The sequence below is a fragment of the Streptomyces sp. SAT1 genome, assembly GCF_001654495.1.
In the GTDB taxonomy this organism is placed as follows: domain Bacteria; phylum Actinomycetota; class Actinomycetes; order Streptomycetales; family Streptomycetaceae; genus Streptomyces; species Streptomyces andamanensis.
The window spans coordinates 1285226-1309562 of sequence record NZ_CP015849.1; the positions used below are offsets into that span (position 1 = coordinate 1285226).

Annotated in this window: 22 protein-coding genes; 5 read left to right on the top strand and 17 right to left on the bottom strand. The window is 75.1% G+C overall.

Annotation, left to right across the window (positions count from 1 at the left end; translation table 11 throughout):
• Positions 1-49: 49 nt before the first annotated feature.
• The 8 genes from A8713_RS05600 to infC all read right to left on the bottom strand — a co-directional run bounded on the left by A8713_RS05600 (position 50) and on the right by infC (position 8790).
• Entirely contained in the window at positions 50-1273 is a 1224-nt protein-coding gene (locus A8713_RS05600) for an IS4 family transposase (protein WP_064531802.1), read from the bottom strand.
• A 45-nt stretch (positions 1274-1318) separates the two neighbouring features.
• A complete protein-coding gene (gene pheT, locus A8713_RS05605; RefSeq protein ID WP_064531803.1) occupies positions 1319-3823 on the bottom strand; it encodes a phenylalanine--tRNA ligase subunit beta in 2505 nt (834 codons plus the stop codon).
• Positions 3823-4950, bottom strand: a complete 1128-nt coding sequence (gene pheS / locus A8713_RS05610) for a phenylalanine--tRNA ligase subunit alpha (protein ID WP_064531804.1) — start codon at positions 4948-4950, stop codon at positions 3823-3825. The genes pheT and pheS overlap by 1 nt, the downstream gene beginning before the upstream one ends.
• Positions 4951-5125: 175 nt before the next feature.
• Positions 5126-6262, bottom strand: coding sequence for a sensor histidine kinase (locus A8713_RS05615; RefSeq protein ID WP_064531805.1), 1137 nt, complete (start codon positions 6260-6262; stop codon positions 5126-5128).
• A 64-nt stretch (positions 6263-6326) separates the two neighbouring features.
• Entirely contained in the window at positions 6327-7190 is an 864-nt protein-coding gene (locus A8713_RS05620) for a TrmH family RNA methyltransferase (protein WP_064531807.1), read from the bottom strand.
• 149 nt (positions 7191-7339) lie between these two features.
• Entirely contained in the window at positions 7340-7723 is a 384-nt protein-coding gene (gene rplT, locus A8713_RS05625) for a 50S ribosomal protein L20 (RefSeq protein WP_006141703.1), read from the bottom strand.
• Positions 7724-7833: 110 nt separating this feature from the next.
• Complete coding sequence (gene rpmI, locus A8713_RS05630; RefSeq protein ID WP_007829094.1) at positions 7834-8028, bottom strand: 50S ribosomal protein L35; 195 nt, start codon at positions 8026-8028, stop codon at positions 7834-7836.
• A 111-nt stretch (positions 8029-8139) separates the two neighbouring features.
• Positions 8140-8790 (bottom strand): translation initiation factor IF-3, encoded by a 651-nt coding sequence (gene infC / locus A8713_RS05635; protein WP_079158847.1) that lies wholly within the window; start codon positions 8788-8790, stop codon positions 8140-8142.
• A 372-nt stretch (positions 8791-9162) separates the two neighbouring features.
• Between infC and A8713_RS05640 the strand changes: the two genes are divergently transcribed.
• The gene (locus tag A8713_RS05640; protein ID WP_064531811.1) at positions 9163-9519 is read left to right on the top strand and encodes a DUF1844 domain-containing protein; all 357 of its coding nucleotides are present in this window, start codon (positions 9163-9165) and stop codon (positions 9517-9519) included.
• Between the two features lie 81 nt (positions 9520-9600).
• Here A8713_RS05640 and A8713_RS05645 read toward each other — a convergent pair whose 3' ends face one another.
• Positions 9601-10338, bottom strand: a complete 738-nt coding sequence (locus tag A8713_RS05645) for an SseB family protein (RefSeq protein ID WP_064531814.1) — start codon at positions 10336-10338, stop codon at positions 9601-9603.
• Positions 10339-10398: 60 nt separating this feature from the next.
• On the opposite strand from A8713_RS05645, the gene A8713_RS05650 reads away from it, so the two are divergent.
• Positions 10399-11220: a serine hydrolase gene (locus tag A8713_RS05650; RefSeq protein ID WP_064531816.1), complete on the top strand. Its 822-nt coding sequence runs from the start codon at positions 10399-10401 to the stop codon at positions 11218-11220.
• Between the two features lie 49 nt (positions 11221-11269).
• Here the strand turns inward: A8713_RS05650 and mycP are convergent, their stop codons facing one another.
• Together mycP and A8713_RS34080 are read right to left on the bottom strand one after the other, a co-directional pair.
• Positions 11270-12478 (bottom strand): type VII secretion-associated serine protease mycosin, encoded by a 1209-nt coding sequence (mycP, locus tag A8713_RS05655; RefSeq protein ID WP_064531818.1) that lies wholly within the window; start codon positions 12476-12478, stop codon positions 11270-11272.
• Complete coding sequence (locus A8713_RS34080) at positions 12475-13746, bottom strand: hypothetical protein (protein WP_237305309.1); 1272 nt, start codon at positions 13744-13746, stop codon at positions 12475-12477. The genes mycP and A8713_RS34080 overlap by 4 nt, the downstream gene beginning before the upstream one ends.
• A gap of 870 nt (positions 13747-14616) precedes the next feature.
• On the opposite strand from A8713_RS34080, the gene A8713_RS05665 reads away from it, so the two are divergent.
• Positions 14617-15819: an amino acid deaminase/aldolase gene (locus A8713_RS05665; RefSeq protein WP_064531820.1), complete on the top strand. Its 1203-nt coding sequence runs from the start codon at positions 14617-14619 to the stop codon at positions 15817-15819.
• Between the two features lie 65 nt (positions 15820-15884).
• Here the strand turns inward: A8713_RS05665 and A8713_RS05670 are convergent, their stop codons facing one another.
• From A8713_RS05670 to A8713_RS05690, 5 genes are all read right to left on the bottom strand, one after another.
• Positions 15885-16817 carry a DUF2510 domain-containing protein gene (locus tag A8713_RS05670; protein ID WP_064531822.1) on the bottom strand — a complete coding sequence of 311 codons (933 nt, stop codon included), beginning with the start codon at positions 16815-16817 and terminating at the stop codon, positions 15885-15887.
• A 132-nt stretch (positions 16818-16949) separates the two neighbouring features.
• Entirely contained in the window at positions 16950-17492 is a 543-nt protein-coding gene (locus A8713_RS05675) for a hypothetical protein (RefSeq protein WP_159393071.1), read from the bottom strand.
• A gap of 69 nt (positions 17493-17561) precedes the next feature.
• Positions 17562-18368 (bottom strand): 3-oxoacyl-ACP reductase, encoded by an 807-nt coding sequence (locus A8713_RS05680; RefSeq protein ID WP_064531826.1) that lies wholly within the window; start codon positions 18366-18368, stop codon positions 17562-17564.
• Positions 18365-19756, bottom strand: coding sequence for an aldehyde dehydrogenase family protein (locus A8713_RS05685; protein ID WP_064531828.1), 1392 nt, complete (start codon positions 19754-19756; stop codon positions 18365-18367). The genes A8713_RS05680 and A8713_RS05685 overlap by 4 nt, the downstream gene beginning before the upstream one ends.
• 11 nt (positions 19757-19767) lie before the next feature.
• Complete coding sequence (locus A8713_RS05690; protein WP_064531829.1) at positions 19768-21132, bottom strand: glutamine synthetase family protein; 1365 nt, start codon at positions 21130-21132, stop codon at positions 19768-19770.
• Between the two features lie 95 nt (positions 21133-21227).
• Between A8713_RS05690 and A8713_RS05695 the strand changes: the two genes are divergently transcribed.
• Both A8713_RS05695 and A8713_RS05700 read left to right on the top strand, forming a co-directional pair.
• A complete protein-coding gene (locus tag A8713_RS05695) occupies positions 21228-21974 on the top strand; it encodes a FadR/GntR family transcriptional regulator (protein ID WP_064531832.1) in 747 nt (248 codons plus the stop codon).
• Between the two features lie 199 nt (positions 21975-22173).
• The gene (locus tag A8713_RS05700) at positions 22174-22890 is read left to right on the top strand and encodes a gamma-glutamyl-gamma-aminobutyrate hydrolase family protein (RefSeq protein WP_064531833.1); all 717 of its coding nucleotides are present in this window, start codon (positions 22174-22176) and stop codon (positions 22888-22890) included.
• Positions 22891-23326: 436 nt separating this feature from the next.
• On the opposite strand, the gene A8713_RS05705 is transcribed toward A8713_RS05700, so the two are convergent.
• Positions 23327-24274, bottom strand: coding sequence for a LysR family transcriptional regulator (locus A8713_RS05705; protein WP_382846517.1), 948 nt, complete (start codon positions 24272-24274; stop codon positions 23327-23329).
• Positions 24275-24337 lie beyond the last annotated feature (63 nt).

The window sequence follows — 24337 nt, forward strand, 5'->3', positions numbered from 1 at the left end:
TCGGGGGCAGGTGCGGTGGCGGCGTGGGGGCAGGAGGCGTTCGGTGATCTCAGCGAGGGTGCGGGCCAGTGCCCGGGCGAGTCGGCCGGGGGGAAAACGCCGCCTGGGCCGGGACCTGGCGGCGCACGATCCGCAGGGACCGGGTGAAGGACAGGCGGTCAGGGTCCAGACCCTCGCGCAGGGCGCTCTGGTGCATCAGCTGCCGGACGGCGTGGTGCACCAGGAGGAAGCCGTAGATCTCCTGCTCCACACCCCACGGGTATTTCGAGCGCAGGACGAGCTTCGGGCCGCGTTGGTGAGTCTTGATCTCGTCCAGCGTGGTCTCGATCTCCCACCGCTGGGCGTAGAGCGCGGCCAGCTCCCGCGCGGGTGCTTCCTCTGGATCGAGCAGGCTGGTGATCAGGCGGTAGACGGTGGCGTCGCCGGTGCGGGCGAGGGTGTACTCGATCACCCGGACCACCACCGGGTTGCGGCGGCTCCTGCGGTCCTTTTCGGCATGGACCGTGCTGAGGCAGGAGCCGTCGCCGAGGACCTGGGTGACGGGCAGGACCGCGCTCTTGCGCACCCGCCACAGCAGGTCCGCGCCGCTGTCCCGGGCGGCCTGCCACAACTCGAATCCGTAAAAGCCCCGGTCGGCGAGCAGGAGCATCCCTTCCCGGAGCCGGGGGAACAGCTGCCGGGAGAGTCTCTGCTCGCTCGCCGACTGCGGACCGATGGCGGCCCCGAACACCGTGTGGGTGCCGCATTCCGCCAGCGCGACCAGCCGTGCCTGCGGGAACGCGGCTGCTCCGCGCGTCGAGGCATGGCGGCCGAAGAACTCGGCGTTGGCCGCCGTGTCCGCCACGTCCAGGGTCGTGCCGTCCACCGCGACCAGACGCCGGTGCCGGTACCAGGCACCCGCCGTCTCGGGCACGGCCACCGGTCGGCAGACCCGGGCGAACAACGCCCTCAACGGCTCCACACCAAGACGCCGGCGTGCCCGGCCGATCGCGGCGGTCGTCGGCACCCGCCACGACCGCCGCCCATCACCCAGCCCCTCGCCCAGCAGCCGGGCGACCTCCTCGTATCCCTGCCCGAAGAACAGGCACATCGCGAGAACGAAGTAGACCACCACCCGCGCCGGCAGCAGACGGCTGCGCTGCTCGGTCCGGCCGCTCTCGGCGATCACCTCATCGACCAGACGAGGCGGAAACGCCTGCGTCAGCACCCCGATCGCGATCCGGTCCGACAACCGCTCATCCGCAGGCACCCTGACCTGCCCCACCCTCGCCACACGAAAGACAACGAGGCACAGCCGTCTAAGTCACCGGCATTGGCCCTAGCTCCGCAGCTCCGCACCGGTGCGCTCGGCGGCCAGGGCCACCGCCGCGTCGCGGGCGGCGGACGCCTCGTCCACCGTCAGGGTGCGGTCGGGGGCGCGGAAGCGCAGGGCGTACGCCAGCGACTTGCGTCCCTCGCCGAGCTGCTCGGCGTTCTCGTAGATGTCGAACAGCCGCAGGGACTCCAGCAGTTCACCCGCGCCCTCACGCAGCGCGGCCTCGACCTCGGCGGCCGGGACCGGCTGGTCCACGACCAGGGCGACGTCCTGGGTGGCCACCGGGAACGTGGAGATCCGCGGCGCCTGCAACAGGCCCTCGCCGGCCCGCTGGAGCAGGTCCAGGTCGATCTCCATCGCGCAGGTGCGCTCCGGCAGGTGCATCGCCTTGACCACCCGCGGGTGCAGCTCGCCGGCGTGGCCGACGAGCGTCTCGGCGCCGTCCACCTCGGCGTACAGCGCGGCGCACCGGCCGGGGTGCCAGGGGGTGTGCTGGTCGGCGCGGACGCTGAGCTCCACCCCGGCCTCGCGGGCGACGGTGCGTGCCGCCTCGACGGCGTCCGCCCAGTCGGACGGACGGCCCTTGCCCCACCAGCCGGCCTGCTCGCGGGCTCCGGCGAGCACCACGGCGGCCCGGCGGGGCTGGCGCGGCAGCGCCGCGTCCAGGGCGGCGAGCTGCTCGTCGGTGGGCCTGCGGTCGGCGGGCAGCACGGCCGCCGCCGGCTCCTCGCCGGTGGGCCGGAAGACCAGGCCGGTCTCGAACAGCGCCAGGTCGTGGCCACCGCGCCCGTCGTTGCGGCGCAGCGCGCCGAGCAGCCCCGGCAGCAGCGTCGTGCGCAGGGCGGGCTCCTCGTCGGAGAGCGGGTTGACGAGGGTGACCCGGCGGCGGCGCGGGTCGTCGGCCTCCAGGCCGAGCTGGTCGAGGACGGCCTCGCCGATGAACGGGTAGTTCAGCGCCTCGACGTAACCGGCGCCGGCCAGCGCGCGGCCGACGCGGCGGTGCAGGCGCTGACGCCCGGTCAGGCCGCGGCCGGGCAGCGGGCGGGGCAGCGTGGAGGGCAGGTTCTCGTAGCCCTCCAGCCGGATGACCTCTTCGGCCAGGTCGTTCGGGTCGGTCAGGTCGGGCCGCCAGGACGGCACGGTGACGATCAGCTCGTCCTGCCCGTACACGTCGCAGCCCACCTGCTGGAGCCGCCTTACGACGGTCTCCCGGCCGTAAGCGACGCCCGCGACCTTGTCGGGGTGGTCGGCCGGGATCGTGATGGTGCGCGGCGCGGCCGGCGCGACGATCTCGGTGACGCCCGCCTCGGCGGTGCCGCCGGCGAGCAGGACCAGCAGGTCCACGGTGCGCTGGGCGGCGGCGGAGGCGGCCTGCGGGTCCACACCGCGCTCGAAGCGGCGGGACGCCTCGGAGGACAGCTTGTGCCGGCGGGCGGTGCGCGCGACGGCGACCGGGTCGAAGTGCGCGGCCTCGACGACGACCTCGGTGGTGGTGCCCTCGGTGTCGTCGATCTCGGTGTTGGCGCCGCCCATGACGCCCGCGAGCCCGATCGGGCCGCGGTCGTCGGTGATGACCAGGTCCTCGGCGGACAGCGTGCGCGTGACGCCGTCGAGCGTGGTGAGCCGCTCGCCGCGCTCGGCCCGGCGCACGCCGATGGTGCCCTGGACGCGGGAGCGGTCGTAGGCGTGCAGCGGCTGGCCCAGCTCCAGCATCACGTAGTTGGTGATGTCCACGGCGAGCGAGATCGGGCGCATGCCGGCCTTCTGGAGGCGGCGGCGCAGCCAGATCGGGGAGCGCGCCTCGGGGTCGAGGCCGGTCACCGTGCGGGCGGTGAAGCGGTCGCAGCCGAACGGGTCGGCGATCTTCACCGGGTGCCCGAAGGCGTTCGGCGCCGGTACGTCCAGCAGGGCGGGGTCGAGCAGCGGGCGGCCGTAGGCGATGGCGGCCTCGCGGGCCACGCCGCGGATCGACAGGCAGTAGCCGCGGTCGGGGGTGACCGCGATGTCCAGCACCTCGTCGACGAGCTGGAGCAGCTCGATGGCGTCGGTGCCCACCTCGTGCTCGGGCGGCAGCACGATGATGCCGTGCGTGCCGTCGTCGCCCATGCCGAGTTCGTCGGCGGAGCAGATCATGCCGTGCGAGACCCTGCCGTAGGTCTTGCGGGCGCTGATCGAGAAGCCGCCGGGCAGGGTGGCCCCGGGCAGCACGACGACGACCTTGTCGCCGACGGCGAAGTTGCGGGCGCCGCAGACGATCTCCTGCGGCTCGCCGGTGCCGTTGGCCCGGCCGACGTCGACGGTGCAGAAGCGGATCGGCTTCTTGAAGCCTTCCAGCTCCTCGATGGTGAGCACCTGGCCGACGACGAGCGGCCCCTTGAGGTCGGCGCCGAGCTGCTCGACGGTCTCGACCTCCAGGCCGGCCGGAATGAGCTTGGCCTGGACGTCGCGCCCGGTCTCCGTCGCCGGCAGGTCGACGTACTCCCGCAGCCAAGAAAGCGGGACCCGCATCAGATCTCCATCCCGAACGGCCGGGTGAACCGGACGTCACCCTCGACCATGTCTCGCATGTCTTCGACGTTGTGGCGGAACATCAGCATCCGCTCGATGCCGAACCCGAAGGCGAATCCGCTGTACTTCTCGGGGTCCACACCGCAGGCGGTGAGCACCCGGGGGTTGACCATGCCGCAGCCGCCCAGCTCGATCCAGCCCTCGGAGGAGCAGGTGCGGCAGGGGCGGTCGGGGTTGCCGACGGACTCGCCGCGGCAGACGTAGCACACCATGTCCATCTCGGCGGACGGCTCGGTGAACGGGAAGAAGTTCGGCCGCAGCCGGGTCTTCATGCCCTCGCCGAACAGCGACTGGACCATGTGATCCAGGGTGCCCTTGAGGTCGGCCATGGTCAGGCCCTCGTCCACGGCCAGCAGCTCGACCTGGTGGAAGACCGGGGTGTGGGTGGCGTCCAGCTCGTCGGTGCGGTACACCCGGCCGGGGCAGATCACATAGACCGGCAGCTCGCGCTCCAGCAGGGAGCGGGCCTGGACGGGCGAGGTGTGGGTGCGCAGGACGAGACCGGAGTCGGCGGCGGAGCCCTCGTCGGCGCCGCGCACGAAGAACGTGTCGTGCTCGCTGCGCGCCGGGTGGTCCGGGCCGATGTTCAGGGCGTCGAAGTTGAACCACTCCGCCTCGACCTCGGGGCCCTCGGCGACCTCGTAGCCCATGGCGACGAAGATGTCCTCGATGCGCTCCGAGAGCGTGGTCAGCGGGTGGCGGGCGCCGGCCGGTACGCGGTCGTAGGGCAGCGTGACGTCGACGGCCTCCTCGACCAGCACGCGGGTGTCCCGCTCGGCCTCCAGCTCGCCCTGGCGGGCGGCGAGTGCCTTGTTCACCGCGCCGCGGGCCATGCCGACGCGCTTGCCCGCGTCCGCCTTGGCGTGCGGGGGCAGGGCGCCGATCTCCCGGTTGGCGAGCGCCAGCGGCGAGGCCGGGCCGGTGTGGGCGACCTTGGCCTCGTGGAGCGCGTCGAGCGAGTCCGCGGCGGCGAAGGCGGCGAGCGCCTCGTCCCGCATGCGCTCGATCTCTTCCGGTTTCAACGCCTCGACCTCGACAGGGTCGTACGACTTATTCGGTGCCGACATCTCTTCCCGTGCTTCCGATTGTCTTCCAGCTGCCGCTGGGAGGTGCCACCAGGCTGACGGTCCCCGTCACCGACCCATGGACGAATCGTCTCCGTTTCTGGGACGCAAAGGTGCCAAAGGCCGAGTCTAACGGGGCTGGGGAAAGCGAATGCGCCGGTGGGCCCCCGGCCGGTGCTCAGAGCAGGTGTGCCGGGGTGCCCACGGGCAGGGTAAATCGGAACCGCGCGCCGGCGCCCGGCGCGCGGCCGACCGTGATGGTGCCGCCGTGGGCCTCCACGATGCCCTTGACGATGTAGAGCCCGAGGCCGGTGCCGCCGCGCTTGCTGCCCCGCCAGAAGCGGGTGAAGACGCGGTTCATGGACTCCTCCGGGATGCCGGGCCCCTCGTCGCTCACCGTGACCGACGTGCCGGCGTCCTCTCCCTCTCGGGGGGACACCGCGGGCGTGACGTCAATGGTGACGGTTCCCTCGCCGTGGCGCACCGCGTTTTCGATGAGGTTGCTCAGCACCTGGTCGATCTTGTCGGGGTCGGCCCACAGGACGGGCAGCGGCTGTTCCAGGCGGACCAGGAACCGGTCGGCGGGCTGGCCCGCGGCCACGTACGCCTGGACGTGGCGGCCGACCGCCGCCCCTATGTCGACGAGCTGGCGGCGCACCTCCAGGCGGCCGGAGTCGATGCGGGAGATGTCGAGCAGTTCGGCGATGAGCCGGGTGACGCGGTCGGCGTCGGCGTCCACCGTCTCCAGCATCAGCCGCTTCTGGTCGTCGGTGAACCGCTCCCACTTGGCGAGCAGCGTCGCGGTGAAGCCCTTGACCGAGGTCAGCGGGGAGCGCAGTTCATGGGCGACGGTGGCGATCAGCTCGGCGTGGCTGCGCTCGGTGCGGCGGCGGGCCTCGGTGTCCCGCAGGCAGACGACGACGCGGCGGACCGGGCCGGTGCGGTCGCGGACGTACCGGGCGGAGACCAGGACCTCGCGGCCGCCGGGCAGCAGCAGATTGCGCTCGGGCTGGGCGACCCGGATGGCCAGGCCGCCGTAGGGGTCGGTGAGCTGCCACCAGCGGCGGCCCTCCAGGTCCTCCAGCGGCAGGGCCTTCTCCAGGTGCCGGCCGAGGGCCTGGTCGGCGGGGACGGCGGTGATGCGGGCGGCCGCGGCATTGAAACAGGTGACGCGGCCGGTTTCGTCGGCGATCACCAGGCCGTCGGGGAGCTCGTCGGGGTCGGTCCCCGTCCCCGCGGCGGCAGCGGCCGGTGGCACGGACGGCCGGGGTACGCCGTATGTGCCCGGAATCGCCCCGCTCGTGCCGACACTCATCCCTTACCCCACCTTCCCGATGGTGCAGCGGGCCCCCGAGCTGGCCACCCTACTAGGACCTGTCCTAGCCGGAGGTGACGGAGCGGCATCCTCCGGGGGCGCGCTGTGCGCGGGCCGACGCGTAGAGGCACACGGCGGCGGCGGTGGCGAGGTTCAGGCTCTCCGCCCTGCCGTGGATGGGGACGCGCACGACGGCGTCGGCCAGTGCCCGGGTCTCCTCGGGCAGCCCCCACGCCTCGTTGCCGAAGACCCAGGCGGTGGGGCCGCCCATGGTGCCCTTGTCCAGCTCGTCGTCGAGGTCGTCGCCGCCCGCGCCGTCGGCGGCGAGGATGCGCACCCCGGTGCCCTTCAGCCCGGCGACCGCCGCTTCGACGGGGACGCCGACGGCGACCGGCAGATGGAACAGCGAGCCGACGGAGGCGCGTACGGCCTTCGGGTTGTACAGGTCGACGGAGGCGTCGGTGAGGACGACGGCGTCGGCCCCGGCGGCGTCGGCGCAGCGCAGCACGGTGCCGGCGTTGCCGGGGTCGCGTACGTGGGCGAGGACGGCGACGAGGCGGGGCCGGGCGGCGAGGATCTCCTCGAACGGGGTGTCCAGGAACCGGCAGATGCCGACGAGGCCCTGCGGGGTGACGGTGGTGGAGATGTCGGCGATGACGTCGTCGGCGGCCAGGTGCACCCGGGCACCGGCGGCGCGGACCTCGCCCACGATGTCGGGATAGCGCTCGGCGGCCTCGACCGTGGCGAACAGCTCCACGAGCGTGGCGTCGCCGGCCGGTGTCCGGTGCGCGGCGGCCTCCCGTACGGCCTGCGGTCCCTCGGCGAGGAACAGCCGGTCCTTGCCCCGGAAGTTCCGCTTGGCGAGCCGCCGGGCGGCGCCGACGCGGGCGGAGCGGGGGGAGATCAGCTCGGGAGTGGCGGGCGGCATCCTCTTGCTTTCGGAAGAATTGCTCTCGGAAGGATCGCTCTCGGAGGACGTCTCGTGGCGGGTATGCCGCGCGCGGGCCCCCAACAGCAGGACCCGCAAGCCGTGAAGCCTGCGGGTCCTTCGGTCACCGGCTCAGGTCCGGTGCGGCGTCACGCGGCCTTCGGCGCGTTGACGTCGCTGGGCAGAGCCTTCTGCGCGACCTCGACGAGCGCGGCGAACGCGTTCGCGTCGTTCACGGCCAGCTCGGCGAGGATCTTGCGGTCGACCTCGACGTTGGCGGCCTTCAGACCCTGGATGAAGCGGTTGTACGTGATGCCGTTGGCGCGGGCAGCGGCGTTGATGCGCTGGATCCACAGCTGGCGGAAGTCACCCTTGCGCTTCTTGCGGTCGTTGTAGTTGTAGACCAGCGAGTGGGTGACCTGCTCCTTGGCCTTGCGGTACAGGCGCGAGCGCTGACCGCGGTAGCCGGAGGCCTGCTCGAGGATCGCCCGGCGCTTCTTGTGGGCGTTGACTGCCCGCTTGACGCGTGCCACTTGTTTGACTCCTTGTAGCGGGGCCGTGGGGGTCTTCACACGGCCCGGAAACGATTGGGTCCCGGTCCTGACGTGCGGTGCGCCGGATCAGCCGATCGGGCGCCGCGACGTCACTTGCCGAGAAGCTTCTTGATCTTCTTGGCGTCGCCCGGGGCCATCTCGGCGTTGCCGGTGAGGCGACGCGTCAGACGGGACGACTTGTGCTCGAGCAGGTGGCGCTTGCCGGCGCGCTCACGGAGCACCTTGCCGGAGCCGGTGACCTTGAAGCGCTTGCTGGCACCGCTGTGCGACTTGTTCTTCGGCATAGCGCCGTTCTCTCCTCGTCGGTGGCGCTCCGGTGCCCGGTCGCGAGAACCGGGCACGGTGGAGCGTCGCTCTTGTTTCGGTTACAACCTGGGACGCGGGGTCCCCGGAGGTCACGCCTCGGCGTGCTCCTCGGCGGGCTCCTCGGCAGGCGTCTCGGTGTCCGCGGCGTTCTGCGACTTGCCGGGGTTGGCCTTCGCGTCTGCCTTGCGGGCTTCCTGCGCCTGGCGGGCCTCGGCCATCGCCTCGGTCTTCTTCTTGTGCGGACCGAGAACCATGATCATGTTGCGGCCGTCCTGCTTCGGGTTCGACTCGACGAAACCGAGGTCCTGGACGTCCTCCGCGAGGCGCTGCAGCAGCCGGTAGCCCAGCTCGGGCCGGGACTGCTCGCGACCACGGAACATGATCGTGATCTTGACCTTGTCGCCCTGCTTGAGGAACCGGACGACGTGACCCTTCTTGGTGTCATAGTCGTGCGGGTCGATCTTCGGCCGGAGCTTCATCTCCTTGATGACCGTGTGCGCCTGGTTCTTGCGCGCCTCACGGGCCTTCATGGCCGACTCGTACTTGAACTTCCCGTAGTCCATGAGCTTGCACACGGGCGGACGGGCGTTCGCCGCGACCTCGACCAGGTCCAGGTCGTACTCCTGCGCAAGCTCCAGTGCCTTGGCCAGCGGGACGATGCCCACCTGCTCGCCACTGGGACCGACAAGTCGCACCTCGGGAACGCGAATCCGGTCGTTGATGCGGGGCTCGGCGCTGATGGATCCTCCTCGGTAGCACCACGCGGCGGTCTGGCGGACAGCCGCGTACGTCTGTGTTCGTAAGACCTAACCGCGCCGCAGCAACAAAAATGCCCCGGACGATCACAGGCGGGGCTCCTCGAACTACCGGAGCGACCGCCGCGATGGCCGCGGGGCGCGCATTCGGACGGATCGCCGCCGCTGGGACGGGGCCGTCTGACCGGTGACCCGCCGCCCGGGGGGCGGTCGGGTGGGAGTTCGAAGCCTCCACTTGTGGGCCGGGCCCGCTCGCCGTGGGGCATGCGTGTCCAGCCGGTCGCCCACCAGATTAGCAGGCCGACCGGACCAGGGCTAATCGGGGCGCGGCGGGCGGGACCGCCTATCGTGTGGGGCATGAGTGAGACCCCTCCTGAGACCCCCGATTTCGACGCCATGACCCGAGACATCGCGGAGGTCCCCGCGGTCGAGGTGATCGTGACGGTCGCCGTCAACCTGATGAGCGCCGCCGCGGTGAAGCTCGGCCTGACGGACGAGGGCGACAAGTACAAGGACCTGGACGAGGCCCGCAAGCTGGTGACGGCGCTCGCCGGACTGCTGGACGCGAGCGCGACCGAGATCAGCTCCTTCCACGCGGCGCCGCTGCGGGACGGCCTGAAGTCGTTGCAGCTGGCGTTCCGCGAGGCGTCGGTCGTGCCGGACGAGCCGGGCCAGGGTCCGGGCGAGAAGTACACGGGCCCGGTCTACGGCTGACCCGCGCGCCGCGGCCGCGAGAGGCGTACGAGGACCGCCCCTCAGGTACGCCTACGAGGACTTCCCCGCGGGTACCGGAGACTACCCCCGCACGTACAAGGGCTCGCCCGGCGGCGTCGCCCCGGCCGGCAGCAGTGCCAGGTCGAGGCCGCGCACCAGGCGGGCCCTCAGCGCCTCGCTGGCGGCCAGGCGGCCGGCGACCGCGCGGGCGGTGTCGGCCGGGGCCTGCGTGGCGGCCGGGTCGAGGACGAGCGCGAGGGTGCCGTCCGCCTGCCCCGGCCCCAGGCGGGCGCTCAGCACCGCCGGTTCGGCGGCCACCGCGTCGCGTACGGCCGCCAGGACCGCCGGGTCGGCGAGCGGGTCGGCCGTCGTCCGGCCTTCGGCGAGCGCGCGCAGCGCGGCCCCGGTCAGCTCGAACGCCACCGGCCCGGCCAGGTCCAGCACGACCGTGTCGGCCTTCTCGTGCGCGGCGGCCTGAAGCGCCTGGTGCAGCGGTACGGCGACCGGGCGGGCCGCCGGATCCCAGCGGGCCAGCGAGGCGGTGGAGGTGAAGGCGGGCAGCGCGGTGCGGTGCCCCGCCTTCAGGGTCGGTACGGCCATGTCGCTGGTCTTCTCGCGGCGCAGCCCGTTCTCGTCCTCCTCGACCTCGCCGAGGACGGCCACGACGGGCACCAGCAGCCGGGCACCCTTGAGGGCGCGCAGCACGCCGTCCACGGCGGTGCGGTCCTGCGCCCAGGCGGCGAGCGCCGCGCTCAGCGCGGGGTCGGCCGAGCCGTCGTCGTCGGAGAAACCGGGGTCCGGGATGTTCTTGTTCGCCACGGCTCCGAGCCTATCCGGGGCCGCGTATCGTCGGCGGCGGGGTCGAGCGGGAGGGCGGAGATGGGGGCCGTGCGGGAGCCGGTGGTGGACCGCGGTGCGCTGCTGGGGGCGGCGATGCGGTCCGTGGCGGTGGCCGGCGGCGCCGCCGTCTCGGTGGCGGTCTGCGACCCGGCCTCCGGGGAGTGCGCCCGGTACGGGGACGGGACGTTCGAGACGGCGAGCATCGTCAAGGTCGGCATCCTGGCGGCCGTGCTGCTGCGGGCGCAGGACGCGGGACGGCCGCCGACCGCGCGGGAGCGGACGGACGCGGCCGCCATGGTCGAGCACAGCGACAACGACGCGGCCTCGGCGCTGTGGCGGGGCATCGGCGGGGCCGCCGGGCTGGACGCGGCGCACCGCCGGCTCGGGCTGACGGGGACCACGGGCGGCGAGGGCCCGCTGTGGGGGCTGACCCGGACCACCGCCGCCGACCAGGTCACCCTGCTCCGGCAGGTCTTCGGGACGGCCGGGTCACCGCTGGACGCCGCTTCGCGCGCGTACGTCCGGACGCTGATGGGGCGGATCGCCGAGGGCCAGGACTGGGGGGTGTCCGCCGCGGCCGACGGCTCCGACTGGGCCCTGAAGAACGGCTGGCTGCCGCGCGGCACCACCGGCCTGTGGGTCGTCAACAGCATCGGCCGGGTGGCGGCGGGCGGCGCCGACCGGCTGGTGGCGGTGCTGTCGCACGGCAACGCGACGAAGGAGGAGGGCGTCCTGCTGGTGGAGGAGTCGGCGCGGGCGGCGGTGTCGGTGTTCGCCCCGGGCGCTCCCCCTGCCCCTTCGCCTTTCCCTCCGCCTTCCCCTTCGCCTTTCTCGGCCACCGCGCCGTCCGTCGCCGGCTGACCGTGTCGGGGGGCTCGCCCGGAGGGCCACGGCTGGAAGCCCGGGGCGCCTACGGCTGGAAGCCGACGGCGGTGTCGGCGGTGGTGTCGGCGGTGTCGCGTGCGCGCCGGCCGCGCCACAGGAGGACCGCCGCGACCAGCAGGACGCCGCCCGTACCGCCGGCGAGGAGGCCCGCCCAGTCGGTCCCGTCGTCCGAGCCCGCCGGGTCGGGGCCGGGGCCGAAGTACCGTCCGCCGTAGGCCGCCGTGCGCAGCTCCGCGGGCTTCAGCCGGCCGGCGGCCTCGACGGCGGCGACGGGATCGATCATGCCGAAGCCGCGGGAGTCGTCGCGTCCGCCGACCGGGGCGTCCCGGGCCGTGTCCTCCAGGACCTTCTTGATCTGCGCCGGGGCCAGGCCCGGATGCGCCGCCTCGATGAGGGCGACGACGCCCGAGACGAAGGCGGAGGCCGCGCTCGTGCCCCAGCCCTTGTAGTACTTGTGGTCCGGATCGGCGATGACGATGTCGACGCCGGGCGCGCTGACGGTGGCGTACCAGCGGCGGGTGGAGAAGGCGGCCCGGGTGCCGTAGCGGTCCACGGCGGTCACCGCGATCACGCCCGGGTAGGCGGCCGGGTAGGAGACGTGGTCGCCCTTGTCGCCGGCGTTGCCCGCCGAGGCGACGACGACGGTGCCCTTCTTCAGCGCGTACTGGACGGCCTCGTCCTCGGCGGGCTCGGGGTGGGCGGAGTCCGAGTCGTCGCCCAGGGAGAGGTTGATGACGTCGGCGCCGTGGTCGGCGGCCCAGCGGATGCCGTCGGCGAGCGCGTTGCCCCGGGTGGTGCGCGCCTGGGCGCGTGCCTTGTCGTCGTCCTCCAGGATCACCCGGACGGGGAGGATCTCGGCCTCGGGCGCGATCCCCATGACGCCGTCGGAGCCGCCGGGGCCGTGTCCGTGCCCGGCGATGATGCCGGCCATGGCGGTGCCGTGCCGGGCCCAGGTGCCGTCACCGCGCCGCGCGCCGAACCCGATCAGGTCCTTGACCGGCAGGACGTTGCCCGCGAGGTCGGGGTGGTCGGCCTCGACACCGGTGTCCAGGACGGCGACGGTGACGCCCTTGCCCCGGGTGTGGTGCCACAGGTCCTGGGTGTGCAGGGCGTCCAGGGCCCACTGCTGGGCGCGGATGCCGTCCGCGTGCGCGGCGGTGGCCGGGACGAGCGCGAGCGCGGCGGCCAGGAACAGGCTCAGGGCGCCGCCGCGGCGCCGGACGGCGGGGCTCACGAGGGCTTCTCCGTGGCCTGGCCCGCGGTGGTGCGGAAGCCGCGTTCGATGCGGTCGGCCAGGCCCTTCGCCTCGTGGCCGAGTCCCGCCTGGGCGGCGGGCGTGGCGGCGCCCGCCTTCATCGCGTCGGCGGCGGGCTGCGGGACGTCGGCCGCGCGGCCGTCGGCCCAGCCGGAGACGGCGTACACCACCACGGGGGCCTCCGTCAGCACGGACACCGTCCAGGACGCGCGCTGCCGGTCGCCGAAGGCGGCGGCGACGGTGCCCGGCGCGGCGTAGGGGCGGGGCAGCAGGTCGGTGCGGCGGTCGAGGCCCTCGTCGCGGAAGCGGACGGCCAGGGAACGCATGGCCGGGGCGTCGGCCTTGGTGAAGAGCAGGCCGACCGTGGTGACGAAGCTCTGGGTGGCGTCGGTGTAGGTGGCGCGCAGCAGGCGGGTGCAGCCGACCGGGGAGAGGGCCTTGCGCAGCAGCGGGTCGAAGGCGTCGGCGCAGCCGCTGTCGGGGGCGACGGCGATCCGGGTCCAGGTGCGGTCGGCGCCGCCGGGTCCGGCGCCCCGGCCGTCCACGGTGGGCGGGAAGAGCCGGTCGACCGGGATGCTGTGCCACAGGGTGCCCGCCGCGGCGAAGGTACCGGCGGCGCCGCCGTCGCCCGAGTCGCCGGTGAGCCAACTGCCGGTCACGGCGCCGCCGATGAGTCCGAGTCCGAGGACCACGCACGCGGCGGCCAGCGCGGCCCGGGGCCGGATCCGCACACCGAGGGCGCGCCCGCGCCCGCGCGCGTCGTAGCCCTCCGGCTCGCCGAGCAGGACGTAGGGGCGGGCCGGGCCGGGGTACGCGCCGGGGGCGGTGGGGGCGGCGGGTGCCGTACGTGTCCCGGGTGCCGCGGGTGTGCCGGACGCGCCGGACGTGGTCCACGGCAGCGCGGGGCCGGGCGCGGCGGGGGCCTCGCCGGTGCCGGTGCCGGTTCTGGGGGAACCGTCGTGGGCCGGTCGTGGGCCGGGGCGGCCGGGGTGCCGGGCGGGCGGGACGGGCGGGCGCGGCGGCCGGGCCGCAGGAGCGGGCGGTACGCCGTGGCCGGGCGTCGTCGGCCCGGCTTCCGCGGCCGGGACGCGCGGGACGGACGGCGCGGGCGGGACGGACGGGCCGGGCGCGGTACGGGGGGAGGCGGCGCCCGCGCCGGGGAGGGGCCCGGCGGCCGGGAGCGGTCCCTGATCCGGGCCGGTGCCGGAGCCGGAGGGCCCGCCGGCCGCGCGCCGCGGCCCGTACACGGGACCGGGTCCCGCGCTCGGCGCGGACCTGTCGGCCGACTGCGCCGCGCCGCGGCCCGGCCCCGGCACCGCGCGCCGGGGCGCGGACGGGGACGCGGCGGTCGCGGACGGAGGCACGGCGGGCGCGGGCCCGGCCGGGCGGACCGGGCGGTGCGGGGCGTGGGGCGCTCGCGGGTGGCGGTCCTCGCCGCCGACGGCGGTCCCGGTGCCCTCCGCGGGCCGTGGGGCGTGCGGGGAAGCGGACCGCGTCCCCGTCCCGCCCCCGGCGAAGGCGCCGGGAGACGTACCGGGGGCGCCGTCGCGCGCCGCGTCCGCGCGTCCGACGCGGGGCGGCGCGTCGGGGAAGCGGGCCGAGGCGGGCGGCGGAGGCGGGCTGTCCGGGACGGCCCCGCCCACGCCCCCGGCCGCGCTCTGGGCCGGACGCGCGCCCGGGGCCGGATGCACGGTCTGCGCCGGCCGCACCGGCTGCGGGCCCGAGGGCGCCGTGGCGTCGCTCCGGGGGGCGCGGGGTTCGTCGGCCGGGTGCGCCGGAGTGCGGGGCGGGTGCGCGGGGCGCGGAGGTATCGGAGCGTGGCGTGCTTCCGTGCTCATGCACCCCCCGTTTCACTGTGCCGAGCCGTGCTCTCGTGCCCGGCCGCCGTCCTCGTCGCCCCGCCCGGCGCCGACTGGTCGTCACCGGACACGCATACCCGTACGGACGAGGAGCCATCCCGGCTCGCCTCGGCGGCCGGGATCGTGCCGCCCCCGCGCCGCACGTGCGCGTCACTCTACGGGCTGGGCGCGCGACGGCGGGAACCGGACCGCGGGCCCGGGGGATCTGCCCGTAACGTCCCCCTACCCTGCGGTAATCCTGTCTGGCAGGCTGCGTGCATGACCGCACGCGCCGCCGACCGGGCCCGCTACGACCGGGCCACCGCCCATCTCGACGCCCCCGTCGCGATCGTCGACCTGGACGCCTTCGACGCCAACGCCGACGATCTGCTGCGCCGGGCCGGCGGCAAACCGGTCCGGGTGGCCAGCAAGTCCGTGCGCTGCCGCGCGCTGCTCGAACGGGCCCTGGCCAAGGACGGCTTCGCGGGCATCATGTCGTTCACGCTCGCCGAGTCGCTGTGGCTGGCCCGGTCCGGGTTCGAGGACGTCCTGCTCGCCTACCCGTCCGCCGACCGCGCCGGCTTCGCCGAACTGGCCTCCGATCCCAAGCCGGCCGCCGCCGTCACGGTGATGGTCGACGACCCGGCCCAGCTCGACCTGATCGACGCCTGCCGCGAGGGCGGCGGCGAGAGCGTACGGGTGTGCCTGGAACTGGACACGTCGCTGCGGATGTTCGGCGGCCGGTTCCGCGTCGGCGCGCTCCGCTCCCCGCTGCACTCCCCCGCCCAGATCGCCGAGATGGCCCGCGCGGTGGCCCGGCGGCCGGGGTTCCGGCTGGTCGGGATCATGGCGTACGAGGGGCATGTCGCGGGCGTGGGCGACGCGGTGGCGGGGCGGCCGCTGCGGTCGCGGGCGGTCCGGCTGATGCAGTCGGCGGCGCGCCGCGAACTGGCCGAGCGGCGGGCCGCCGTGGTGCGGGCGGTCCGCGCGGTGGCGCCGGACCTGGAGTTCGTCAACGGCGGCGGCACGGGCAGTGTGCAGCACACCGCGGCGGAGGCGGCGGTGACCGAGATCGCCGCGGGTTCGGGGCTGTACGTGCCGCGCCTGTTCGACAACTACACGTCCTTCCGGGGCCGTCCGGCGGCGCTGTTCGCCCAGCCGGTGGTGCGGCGCCCGGGGGTCGGGGTGGTCACGGTGCTGGGCGGCGGCTACCCCGCGTCGGGGGCGGCGGGAGCGGACCGGCTGCCGGTGCCGTATCTGCCCGAGGGCCTGCGCTACGACCCGCAGGAGGGCCCCGGTGAGGTGCAGACCCCGCTGCTCGGCCCGCCCGCCGACGACCTGCTCATCGGCGACAAGGTGTGGTTCCGGCACGCCAAGGCCGGTGAGCTGTGCGAGCGGTTCGACGCGCTGCACCTCGTCGAGGGCGACCGGGTGACGGCGACCGTGCCGACGTACCGCGGCGAGGGCCACACCTTCCTCTGAGGCCCGGTCCTCTGAGGCCCGGTCGGGTCTCCGGGGCCCGTCCGGCCTCCGAGGTCCGGCCGGGCTCAGCCGGACGACGGGCCGATGCTGCTGCCCACACCGCCGTCCGCGCCGGTGGCGCCGATCGGCCGGATGCCCTTGGTGATCCGGTCGATGTCGGCCAGGGGCGGCCCGTCCGGGCCCGCGTCGAGGACGAAGCGGACGATGACGGGAGCGCCGACGCCCGTGCTGGAGGAGAAGGCCAGCGACTCCACGTAGCCGCCGGGTCCCTTGGCGGTGCGGACCCGGCGGCGCACGAAGTAGCCCGCCCGGCCCGCGACGGCCACCTGCCCGGCGGCGACGTCCTGGTGGGCGGTGATGCCGTCGTACGGCGTGTCGCCCGCCGCGTTCCGCCCGTAGGCGGCGTCGGCCGCGTCGGCGATGTCGTTCCGGGCCAGGGTCTCGGGCCGGGCGCCGTCGGACGAGGCGGGGGTCAGGGTGCTGACCAGGCCGTGCCGGCACAGCCCGCGTCCCGCCGGGCAGTCGTAGACGCCGTGGGTGGTCATGACGACGTCGTCCTGGGAGACGTTCTGCGGCGCCTCCCAGCCGGCGGGGAGCGGCAGGGTGATGCCGTTGAGCTGGTCGACCACCACGGACGCGTCGGACGGACCGGCCCGGCCGGACGGACCGGACGAGTCCGGCGGGGCGGCCGGGGCGGTGGCGGTGTCCGTCGCGGCCGGGCCGCCGGGGGCGGTGCTCGTCGCGCCGTCGCCGCGGTCACCGCCGTCACCGCCGTCGTGGAGCAGGACCGCACCGGTGACGATCGCGGCGGCCAGGACGGACCCGGCGGCGGCGAGCGCCACCGCCCTGGCGCGTGCCGGGCGCCGGGCGGCCGGGACGACCAGCGGGAGCGGCACGGTCTCCGGTGAGCGCCGGTGCTCGCTCCAGGCGGTCCCGTCCCACCAGCGTTCCAGGTGCGGGGCCGACGGGTCGCGGTACCAGCCGGGCGGGGGCGTCATGCTCACCTGGGCACTGTAGGGCGGATCGCCCCGCCGTCACAGGTGGCCGGTGGCCGTGCCCTGCCGGGGCGCGGCCGTGCGTCCGCTGCTCGCGTACGTCAGCCGCTCGCGCGGCTCCGTCGCTCGCGTGTGTCAGCCGCTCGCGGCCCCGTCCCCGGAGCCAGGCTCCCGTGCCCTCGGCCGGGCGGCGAGTTCCCGTATCAGACGCCCCGTCATGAGGCGGCCCTCGGCCACCCGCCGCCTGGGGTGTCCGTAGGCCAGCACGCCCGTCCCGGCGATGCCGATCCGCACCCGGAGCGCCTGCGCGGCGCCGGTGACCAGCTCCGGCTCCCCCACCCAGGCGATCTCCTCCAGCGGGAAGGAGTGCAGCAGCTCGCCGGGCCCGGCGACGACGGCGCCCGTGACGGAGAAGACCAGCAGCCGCCGGGTGGTGAGCGCGACGACGACTCGTCCGGGGATCCGGACCGGCACCGTGGGAGGCGCGGTCGGGCCGCGCCGCGTGAACGCGGCCACCTCCGCCGCGCCGCCCGCACCGCCCGGACCCGCACCGGCGCCGGTCGCCGTGGTGCGTACACCGTCGGTCCGGAAGACCGGTGCCCCGAAGAGCACCCGCTCGCCGGGCGCCGCCTGCTGGGCGAGCCGCTGTTCGACCTTCTGCGTCATCGTCCGTGCCACGAGACCCCCCTCGGTTCGGCGGACGTGCTGAGCCGGGCCGACGCCCGGGTCGCTTCCCCCGGAGAGCGTCTAGAGCGGGGTGACGTACGCCCCCGAGATGCCGCCGTCCACCAGGAAGTCGGTGGCGTTGACGAAGGAGGAGTCGTCGCTGGCGAGGAAGGCGACGGCGGCGGCGATCTCCTCGGCCTCGGCGAACCGGCCGAGCGGAATGTGCACGAGGCGGCGCGCCGCGCGCTCCGGGTCCTTGGCGAACAGCTCCCGCAACAGGGGGGTGTTGACCGGTCCGGGGCACAGCGCGTTCACCCGGATGCCTTCGCGGGCGAACTGCACGCCCAGTTCCCGGGACATGGCCAGCACGCCGCCCTTGGAGGCGGTGTAGGAGATCTGGGAGGTGGCCGCGCCCATCCGGGCCACGAAGGAGGCGGTGTTGATGATGGAGCCCCGGCCCTGGCGCCGCATGTACGGCAGGGCCGCCTTGCAGCACAGGTAGACGGAGGTGAGGTTGACGTCCTGGACGCGCTGCCACGCCTCCAGGCCGGTCTCCAGGATGGAGTCGTCGTCGGGCGGGGAGATGCCGGCGTTGTTGAAGGCGACGTCGACGCTGCCGTAGGTCTCGTACGCCGCCCGGAACAGCGCCTCGACCTGGCCGGGGTCGGTGACGTCGGCCTGGACGAACAGTCCGCCGACGGCCTCGGCCGCCGCCTTGCCGCCCCGCTCGTCGATGTCGCCGCAGACGACGTGCGCGCCCTCGGCGGCGAGCCGGCGCGCGGCGGCGAGGCCGATGCCGCTGCCCGCACCGGTGACGACGGCGGTACGGCCGACCAGCCGCCGGCAGACGGCCGCGGGAGCTGTCTCTTCCTCTTCGCTTTCGCTCACTGTGCGGGCCCCTCCGTGCTGAGGAAGACGTTCTTGGTCTCGGTGAAGGCGGTCAGGGCGTCGGGGCCGAGTTCGCGGCCGAGGCCGGACTGCTTGGCCCCGCCGAACGGCGTCCAGTAGCGCACACTGGCATGCGAGTTGACGGACAGGTTCCCGGCCCGGACGCCCTGGGCGACGCGCAGGGCGCGGCCCACGTCCCGGGTCCACACGGAGCCGGACAGACCGTAGGGGGTGTCGTTCGCGAGGCGGATCGCGTCCTGCTCGTCGGTGAAGGTCAGCAGGACGGCGACCGGGCCGAAGATCTCCTCGCGGGCGGCGGCGGAGTCCGGCCGCTCCCCGGTGAGCACGGTCGGCGGGAACCAGAAGCCGGGTCCGCCGGGCGCGGTGCCGCGCAGCGCCGGTGCTCCGGGCGGCGCGTAGGCCCGTACGCGGTCCCGCTGCGCGCGGGAGATCAGCGGGCCCATCCCGGTCTTCTCGTCGGCCGGGTCGCCCACCACGACGGCGGCCAGGGCCTCGGCGAGCAGTGCGTGCACCTCGTCGTAGGCGGACTCCTGGACGAGGACGCGGGTGCGGGCGCAGCAGTCCTGTCCGGCGTTGTCCAGGAAGGAGGACGGGTCGGCGGCGGCCCTCAGGTCGGCGTCGGCGAAGACGATGCTGGGGCTCTTGCCGCCCAGTTCGAGGGTGACGGGCTTGACGTGCCGGGCGCAGCGCTCCATGATCTCGCGGCCGGTGCGGGTGGAGCCGGTGAAGACGATCTTCGCCACGCCGGGGTGGTCGACCAGCGCGCGGCCAGCGACGCGGCCGTGTCCGGGCAGTACCTGGAACAGGTGCTCGGGCAGGCCCGCCTCCAGGGCGAGTTCCGCCAGGCGCAGGGCGGTGAGCGGGGTGGTCTCGGCGGGTTTGAGCAGGACCGCGTTGCCCGCGGCCAGGGCCGGGAAGGAGCCCCAGGCGGCGATCGGCATGGGGAAGTTCCAGGGGGCGATCACACCGACGACGCCGAGCGGTTCGAGGAAGGTGACGTCCCAGCCGCCGGGCACCGGGATCTGCCGGCCGAGCAGCCGTTCGGCGCCGCCGGCCGCGTACAGCAGCAGGTCGCGGACGTTGCCGGCCTCCCAGCGGGCGTCGCCGACGAGATGCCCGGCCTCGCGGACCTCCAGCTGGGCCAGTTCCTCGGCGTGGGCGTCGACGACGTCGGCGAAGCGGCGCAGCAGCCGGGCCCGGTCGGCGGGGGCGGCGCCCGCCCAGGAGCGCTGGGCGGCGCTCGCGCGGACGACGGCGCGGTCCACGTCGGTGGCGTCGGCGGCGGGGACGACGGCGACCGTCTCCTCGGTGGCCGGGTCGAGGACCAGGAGTTCGGGTGCGTGCTCGGGCTGGAACTCGTTCGGCAAGGCGGGGCCTCTCACATGCGTTCGAAGGAGCGGCGCAGCTCCCAGTCGGTGACCGCGGCGTCGAAGGCGTCGAGTTCGACGCGCGCCATGTTGCGGTAGTGCGCGACGACCTCGTCGCCGAAGGCGGCCTTCGCGATCGGGCTGTTCTCCCACAGCTCGGCGGCCTCGCGCAGGGTCGTGGGGACGTGTGCGTAGTCCGCGGTGTAGGCGTTGCCGGGACACGGCTCGGGCAGCGGCAGCCGCTGTTCGACGCCGTACAGGCCCGCGGCGACGAGTCCGGCGACGGCCAGGTGCGGGTTGACGTCGCCGCCGGGCAGCCGGTTCTCGAAGCGCAGCGAGGGGCCGTGGCCGACGACGCGCAGCGCGCAGGTGCGGTTGTCGTGGCCCCAGGCGACGGCGGTGGGGGCGAAGGAGCCGGGCTGGAACCGCTTGTAGGAGTTGATGCCGGGGGCATAGAGCAGGGAGAAGTCGCGCAGCGCGGCGAGCTGTCCGGCGAGGAAGTGCCGCATGACCTCGGACATCTCCCCCGGTTCCGGGCCGGCCATGACGCCGGTGCCGTCGGTGTCGGTGAGGGAGAGGTGGATGTGGCAGGAGTTGCCCTCACGTTCGTCGTACTTGGCCATGAAGGTGAGCGAGACGCCCTCCTGGGCGGCGATCTCCTTGGCGCCGGTCTTGTAGACGGCGTGCTGGTCGCAGGTGACCAGGGCCTCGTCGTAGCGGAAGGTGATCTCGTGCTGGCCCAGGTTGCACTCGCCCTTGGCGGACTCGACGGTGAGACCGGCGCCCGCCATGTCGTTGCGCAGGCGGCGCAGCAGCGGTTCGACGCGGCCGGTGCCGAGGATCGAGTAGTCGACGTTGTACCGGTTGGCCGGGGTGAGGCCGCGGTAGCCGCCGTCCCACGCCTGTTCGTAGGTGTCCTGGAAGACGATGAACTCCAGCTCGGTGCCGGCCTGGGCCCGCCAGCCGTGCTCGGCGAGCCGGTCGAGCTGGCGGCGCAGGATCTGCCGGGGGGCGACGCTCACCGGGGATCCGTCGTGCCAGGCGAGGTCGGCCACGGCCAGGGCGGTGCCCGGGTTCCAGGGGAGGCGGCGCAGGGTGGCGAGGTCGGGGTGCATCGCGAAGTCGCCGTAGCCGCGGTCCCAGGAGGACAGGGCGTAGCCGTCGACGGTGTTCATCTCGGCGTCGACGGCGAGGAGGTAGGTGCAGCCCTCGGTGCCGTGCCGCAGGACCTCGTCGAGGAAGAAACGGGCGGCGAAGCGCTTGCCCTGGAGCCGTCCCTGCATGTCGGGGAAGGCCAGGACGACGGTGTCGATGTCGCCGCCCGCGACGAGCGTCCGCAGTTCCTCGACGGTGAGCGGGGGTGTGCGGTCTGCCACGGGCGGGCCTCCTCGGGCTTCGCCGGCCGTTCGGCCGACGCCGTGCGCCATAAGGTATGACCCTGGACCATTGGCTGGGAAGGGGGCGCGGCCGGATGGCTGGGGACACGGGTTCGACCGGGGCGGGCGGGGACCGGCTCGCGGCGCTGCTGCGGCCGGTGCGCGCGGGCAACGGCTTCGAGGAGGCGCTGGAGCAGATTCTGCTGGTGGTGCGGCTGGGGCTGGTGCCGGCGGGTGAGCGGCTGCCGGCCGAGCGCGAGCTGGCCGCCCGGCTGGGGATCAGCCGGGTGACGCTGCGCGAGGTGCTGAAGGTGCTCCATGAGCAGGGGCTCGTGGAAGCACGGCGGGGGCGCTACGGCGGTACGTTCGTGCGCCCGCGCGCGGACACGGGCACGGACGGCGGGGACGAGCTGCGGCGGCGGGTGGCCGCGGTCGACCTGGAGGACGTCCTGCGCTTCCGCGAGGTGCTGGAGGCCGGGGCGGCCGGGCTGTGCGCGGCGCACGGGCTGACGGGCGACCAGGAGCGGCGGCTGCGGGCGGCGCTGGAGCACACCCGGGACGTGCCGCCCGCGGAGTACCGGCGCCGGGACACGCTGCTGCACCTGACGCTGGCCGAGCTGTGCGGCTCCCCGACGCTGGCCGCGCAGTACGCGGCGGTCCGGGCCACGGTGAACGACCTGCTGGACTGCATCCCGCTGCTGGTGCGCAACCTGGAGCACTCGCAGCGCCAGCACGCCGCGCTGGTGGCGGCGGTGCTGGCCGGGGACGCGGACGGCGCACGGGAGCGGGCGCGCGAGCACTGCGCGGGGACGGCGGCACTGCTACGGGGCTTCCTGGCGTGACCCGGGCGAGCCGGGCGGACCCGCGGGCGGACCGGCGGGCGGGCGCCGCGCGGCGGGCTCCGGGAGGGCGAGGGCGAGGGCGAGGGCACGCGCGCGCGGGTGACCGGGGCGCCGGGGCACGGGCACGCGCGCGTGGGTGCGTCAGGGTGCCCGGGTGCGTTAGGTATGGACGCACACCATTGCGAGCGGGGAGGGTCCGATGACCGCGACGAGCGCGCGACGACCGCTGATCGGCGTCAGTACGTATCTGGAGCCGGGCGCGCGCTGGGGCGTGTGGGAGCTGGAGGCCGCGCTGCTGCCGGCCGGCTACCCGCGGCTGGTGCAGCGCGCGGGCGGCCTCGCCGCGATGCTGCCGCCGGACGCGCCCGAGCGGGCGGCGGCGGCCGTGGAGCGGCTGGACGGGCTGGTGATCGCGGGCGGCCCGGACGTGGAGCCCGTACGGTACGGAGCCGCGCCCGATCCCCGCACCGGTCCGCCCGCGCGGGCCCGCGACGCCTGGGAACTCGCGCTGATCGGGGCCGCGCTGGCGGCCGGGGTGCCGCTGCTCGGCATCTGCCGGGGCATGCAGCTGCTGAACGTGGCGCTGGGCGGCACCCTGGTGCAGCACCTGGACGGGCACGCCGGGGCCGTCGGCGTCTTCGGCGCCCACCCGGTCGTCCCGGTGCCCGGCACCCGGTACGCGGCGGCCGTCCCGGAACCCACGTCCGTCCCGGCCTATCACCACCAGGCCGTCGACCGCCTGGCCGCCGGCCTCGTCGCCTCCGCGCACGCCGGGGACGGCACGGTCGAGGCGCTCGAACCACCGCCCGGCGCCCCCTGGGCCCTGGGGGTGCAGTGGCACCCGGAGATGGCCGAGGACACCCGCGTGATGGGCGCCCTGGTCGCGGCGGCGGCGGCCGGGACGGGCGGCGGCTGAGCGGGGACGCTCCCGGTGGCGACTTGCCGGCCCTTCGGCGACGCCCCGACGGCCACCCCGCACGGGGACCGCGTACGGCCCGCCCGAACGGGCCAGCGCCCCCGCAGACACCCGGCAGGCCCCTCCCGCCCGGACCGGCTGCGACCCCCGCGCGACGCGTCCGCGGATCGGGCATGACCATGCGCGCGCCTCGGACCGGCCCCCTCGACGAAGGCGCGGCCCTCTCACACGGAGCGGCTGTGGACCATACGCACGGCTCGGACGCGGACCGGCTCGGGCACCGGCCCCGTGCCCGCGTCCGGCACGGGTCCCTGGCCGGAGGCACGGCGGCGGCGCGGCCCCTTCGCACGGGACCGCGTCCCGCCCGCCCAGCCCTCCCCGGCCGGACCCGGATCAGGCCCGGGTCAGGTCAGGATCAGGTCCGGTCAGGTCAGGATCAGGTCCGGGTCAGGGACAGCAGGTCCCGGGCGGGGCCCGTCGGGCGGTGGCCGGTGGGCCAGACCGCGCGCAGGTCGCGGCGGAGGGCGACGTCCCGGACCGGGACGGTCACCAGGCGGCGCAGGGTCAGTTCGTCGCCGACGGCCAGTTCGCTGAGAACGGCCGGGCCCGCGCCGCTGACGGCCGCCGCCTTCACCGCCGTGGTGGAGGAGAGTTCGATCAGCGGCCGGGCCAGCCCGCCCAGCGCCGCGTCCAGCACCTGCCGGGTCCCGGAGCCCGTCTCGCGCAGGATCAGCGGGGTCGCGGCCAGTTCCGCCGCCTCCAGCGGGCGCCGCCGCCGGGCCCACGGATGGCCCGGCGCGGTCACCACGGTCAGCCGGTCATGGGCGATCACCACGGAGTCCAGTCCGGGCGGCACCGACACCCCCTCCACGAAACCGAGGTCCGCCTCGCCCGCCAGCAGCCGTTCGGCGACCACCGCGGAGTTCCCGGCCAGCAGCGACACCGCCGTGTCCGGGCGCCGCGCGCGCAGCGCGATCAGCCAGCCGGGCAGCAGGTACTCGGCGATGGTCATGCTCGCCGCCACCCGCAGCCGCGAGTCCCGGCGGTCGCGCAGCGCCTGCGCGCCCACGTCGAACGCCTCCGCCGCCTCCACGACCCGCCGGGCCCAGTCCGTGACCAGCGCGCCCGCGTCGGTCAGCCGGGAACCGCGCGGCGAGCGGTCCACCAGGGCCAGCCCGAGCTGCCGTTCCATGGAGCGGATCCGGCTGCTCGCCGCCGGCTGGGTGATGCCCAGCTCGCGGGCGGCGGCGCCCAGGCTGCCCAGCCGCGCCACCGCCAGGAGCAGTTCCAGCGCGCCCAGGTCCGGCACCCGGTGGGCCAGCGGCGCCGCCCCGGGCGGCCGCCCCTCGCCGTTGCCTGCGTCCACCTCCGGCCTCCTTCCCATAAAGCCAGCTTATGCCCCGATAGAGACAAACCCCCTGGTGGGGGCAGCGGCCCTGCGAAAGCC

Bases quoted from the DNA above. Each gene is read 5' to 3' on its own strand.
- pheT (WP_064531803.1), bottom strand. From the start codon at position 3,823: ATGCGGGTCCCGCTTTCTTGGCTGCGGGAGTACGTCGACCTGCCGGCG.
- pheS (WP_064531804.1), bottom strand. From the start codon at position 4,950: ATGTCGGCACCGAATAAGTCGTACGACCCTGTCGAGGTCGAGGCGTTG.
- A8713_RS05615 (WP_064531805.1), bottom strand. From the start codon at position 6,262: ATGAGTGTCGGCACGAGCGGGGCGATTCCGGGCACATACGGCGTACCC.
- A8713_RS05620 (WP_064531807.1), bottom strand. From the start codon at position 7,190: ATGCCGCCCGCCACTCCCGAGCTGATCTCCCCCCGCTCCGCCCGCGTC.
- rpmI (WP_007829094.1), bottom strand. From the start codon at position 8,028: ATGCCGAAGAACAAGTCGCACAGCGGTGCCAGCAAGCGCTTCAAGGTC.
- A8713_RS05640 (WP_064531811.1), top strand. From the start codon at position 9,163: ATGAGTGAGACCCCTCCTGAGACCCCCGATTTCGACGCCATGACCCGA.
- A8713_RS05650 (WP_064531816.1), top strand. From the start codon at position 10,399: ATGGGGGCCGTGCGGGAGCCGGTGGTGGACCGCGGTGCGCTGCTGGGG.
- A8713_RS05665 (WP_064531820.1), top strand. From the start codon at position 14,617: ATGACCGCACGCGCCGCCGACCGGGCCCGCTACGACCGGGCCACCGCC.
- A8713_RS05670 (WP_064531822.1), bottom strand. From the start codon at position 16,817: ATGACGCCCCCGCCCGGCTGGTACCGCGACCCGTCGGCCCCGCACCTG.
- A8713_RS05695 (WP_064531832.1), top strand. From the start codon at position 21,228: ATGGCTGGGGACACGGGTTCGACCGGGGCGGGCGGGGACCGGCTCGCG.
- A8713_RS05700 (WP_064531833.1), top strand. From the start codon at position 22,174: ATGACCGCGACGAGCGCGCGACGACCGCTGATCGGCGTCAGTACGTAT.
- A8713_RS05705 (WP_382846517.1), bottom strand. From the start codon at position 24,274: ATGGGAAGGAGGCCGGAGGTGGACGCAGGCAACGGCGAGGGGCGGCCG.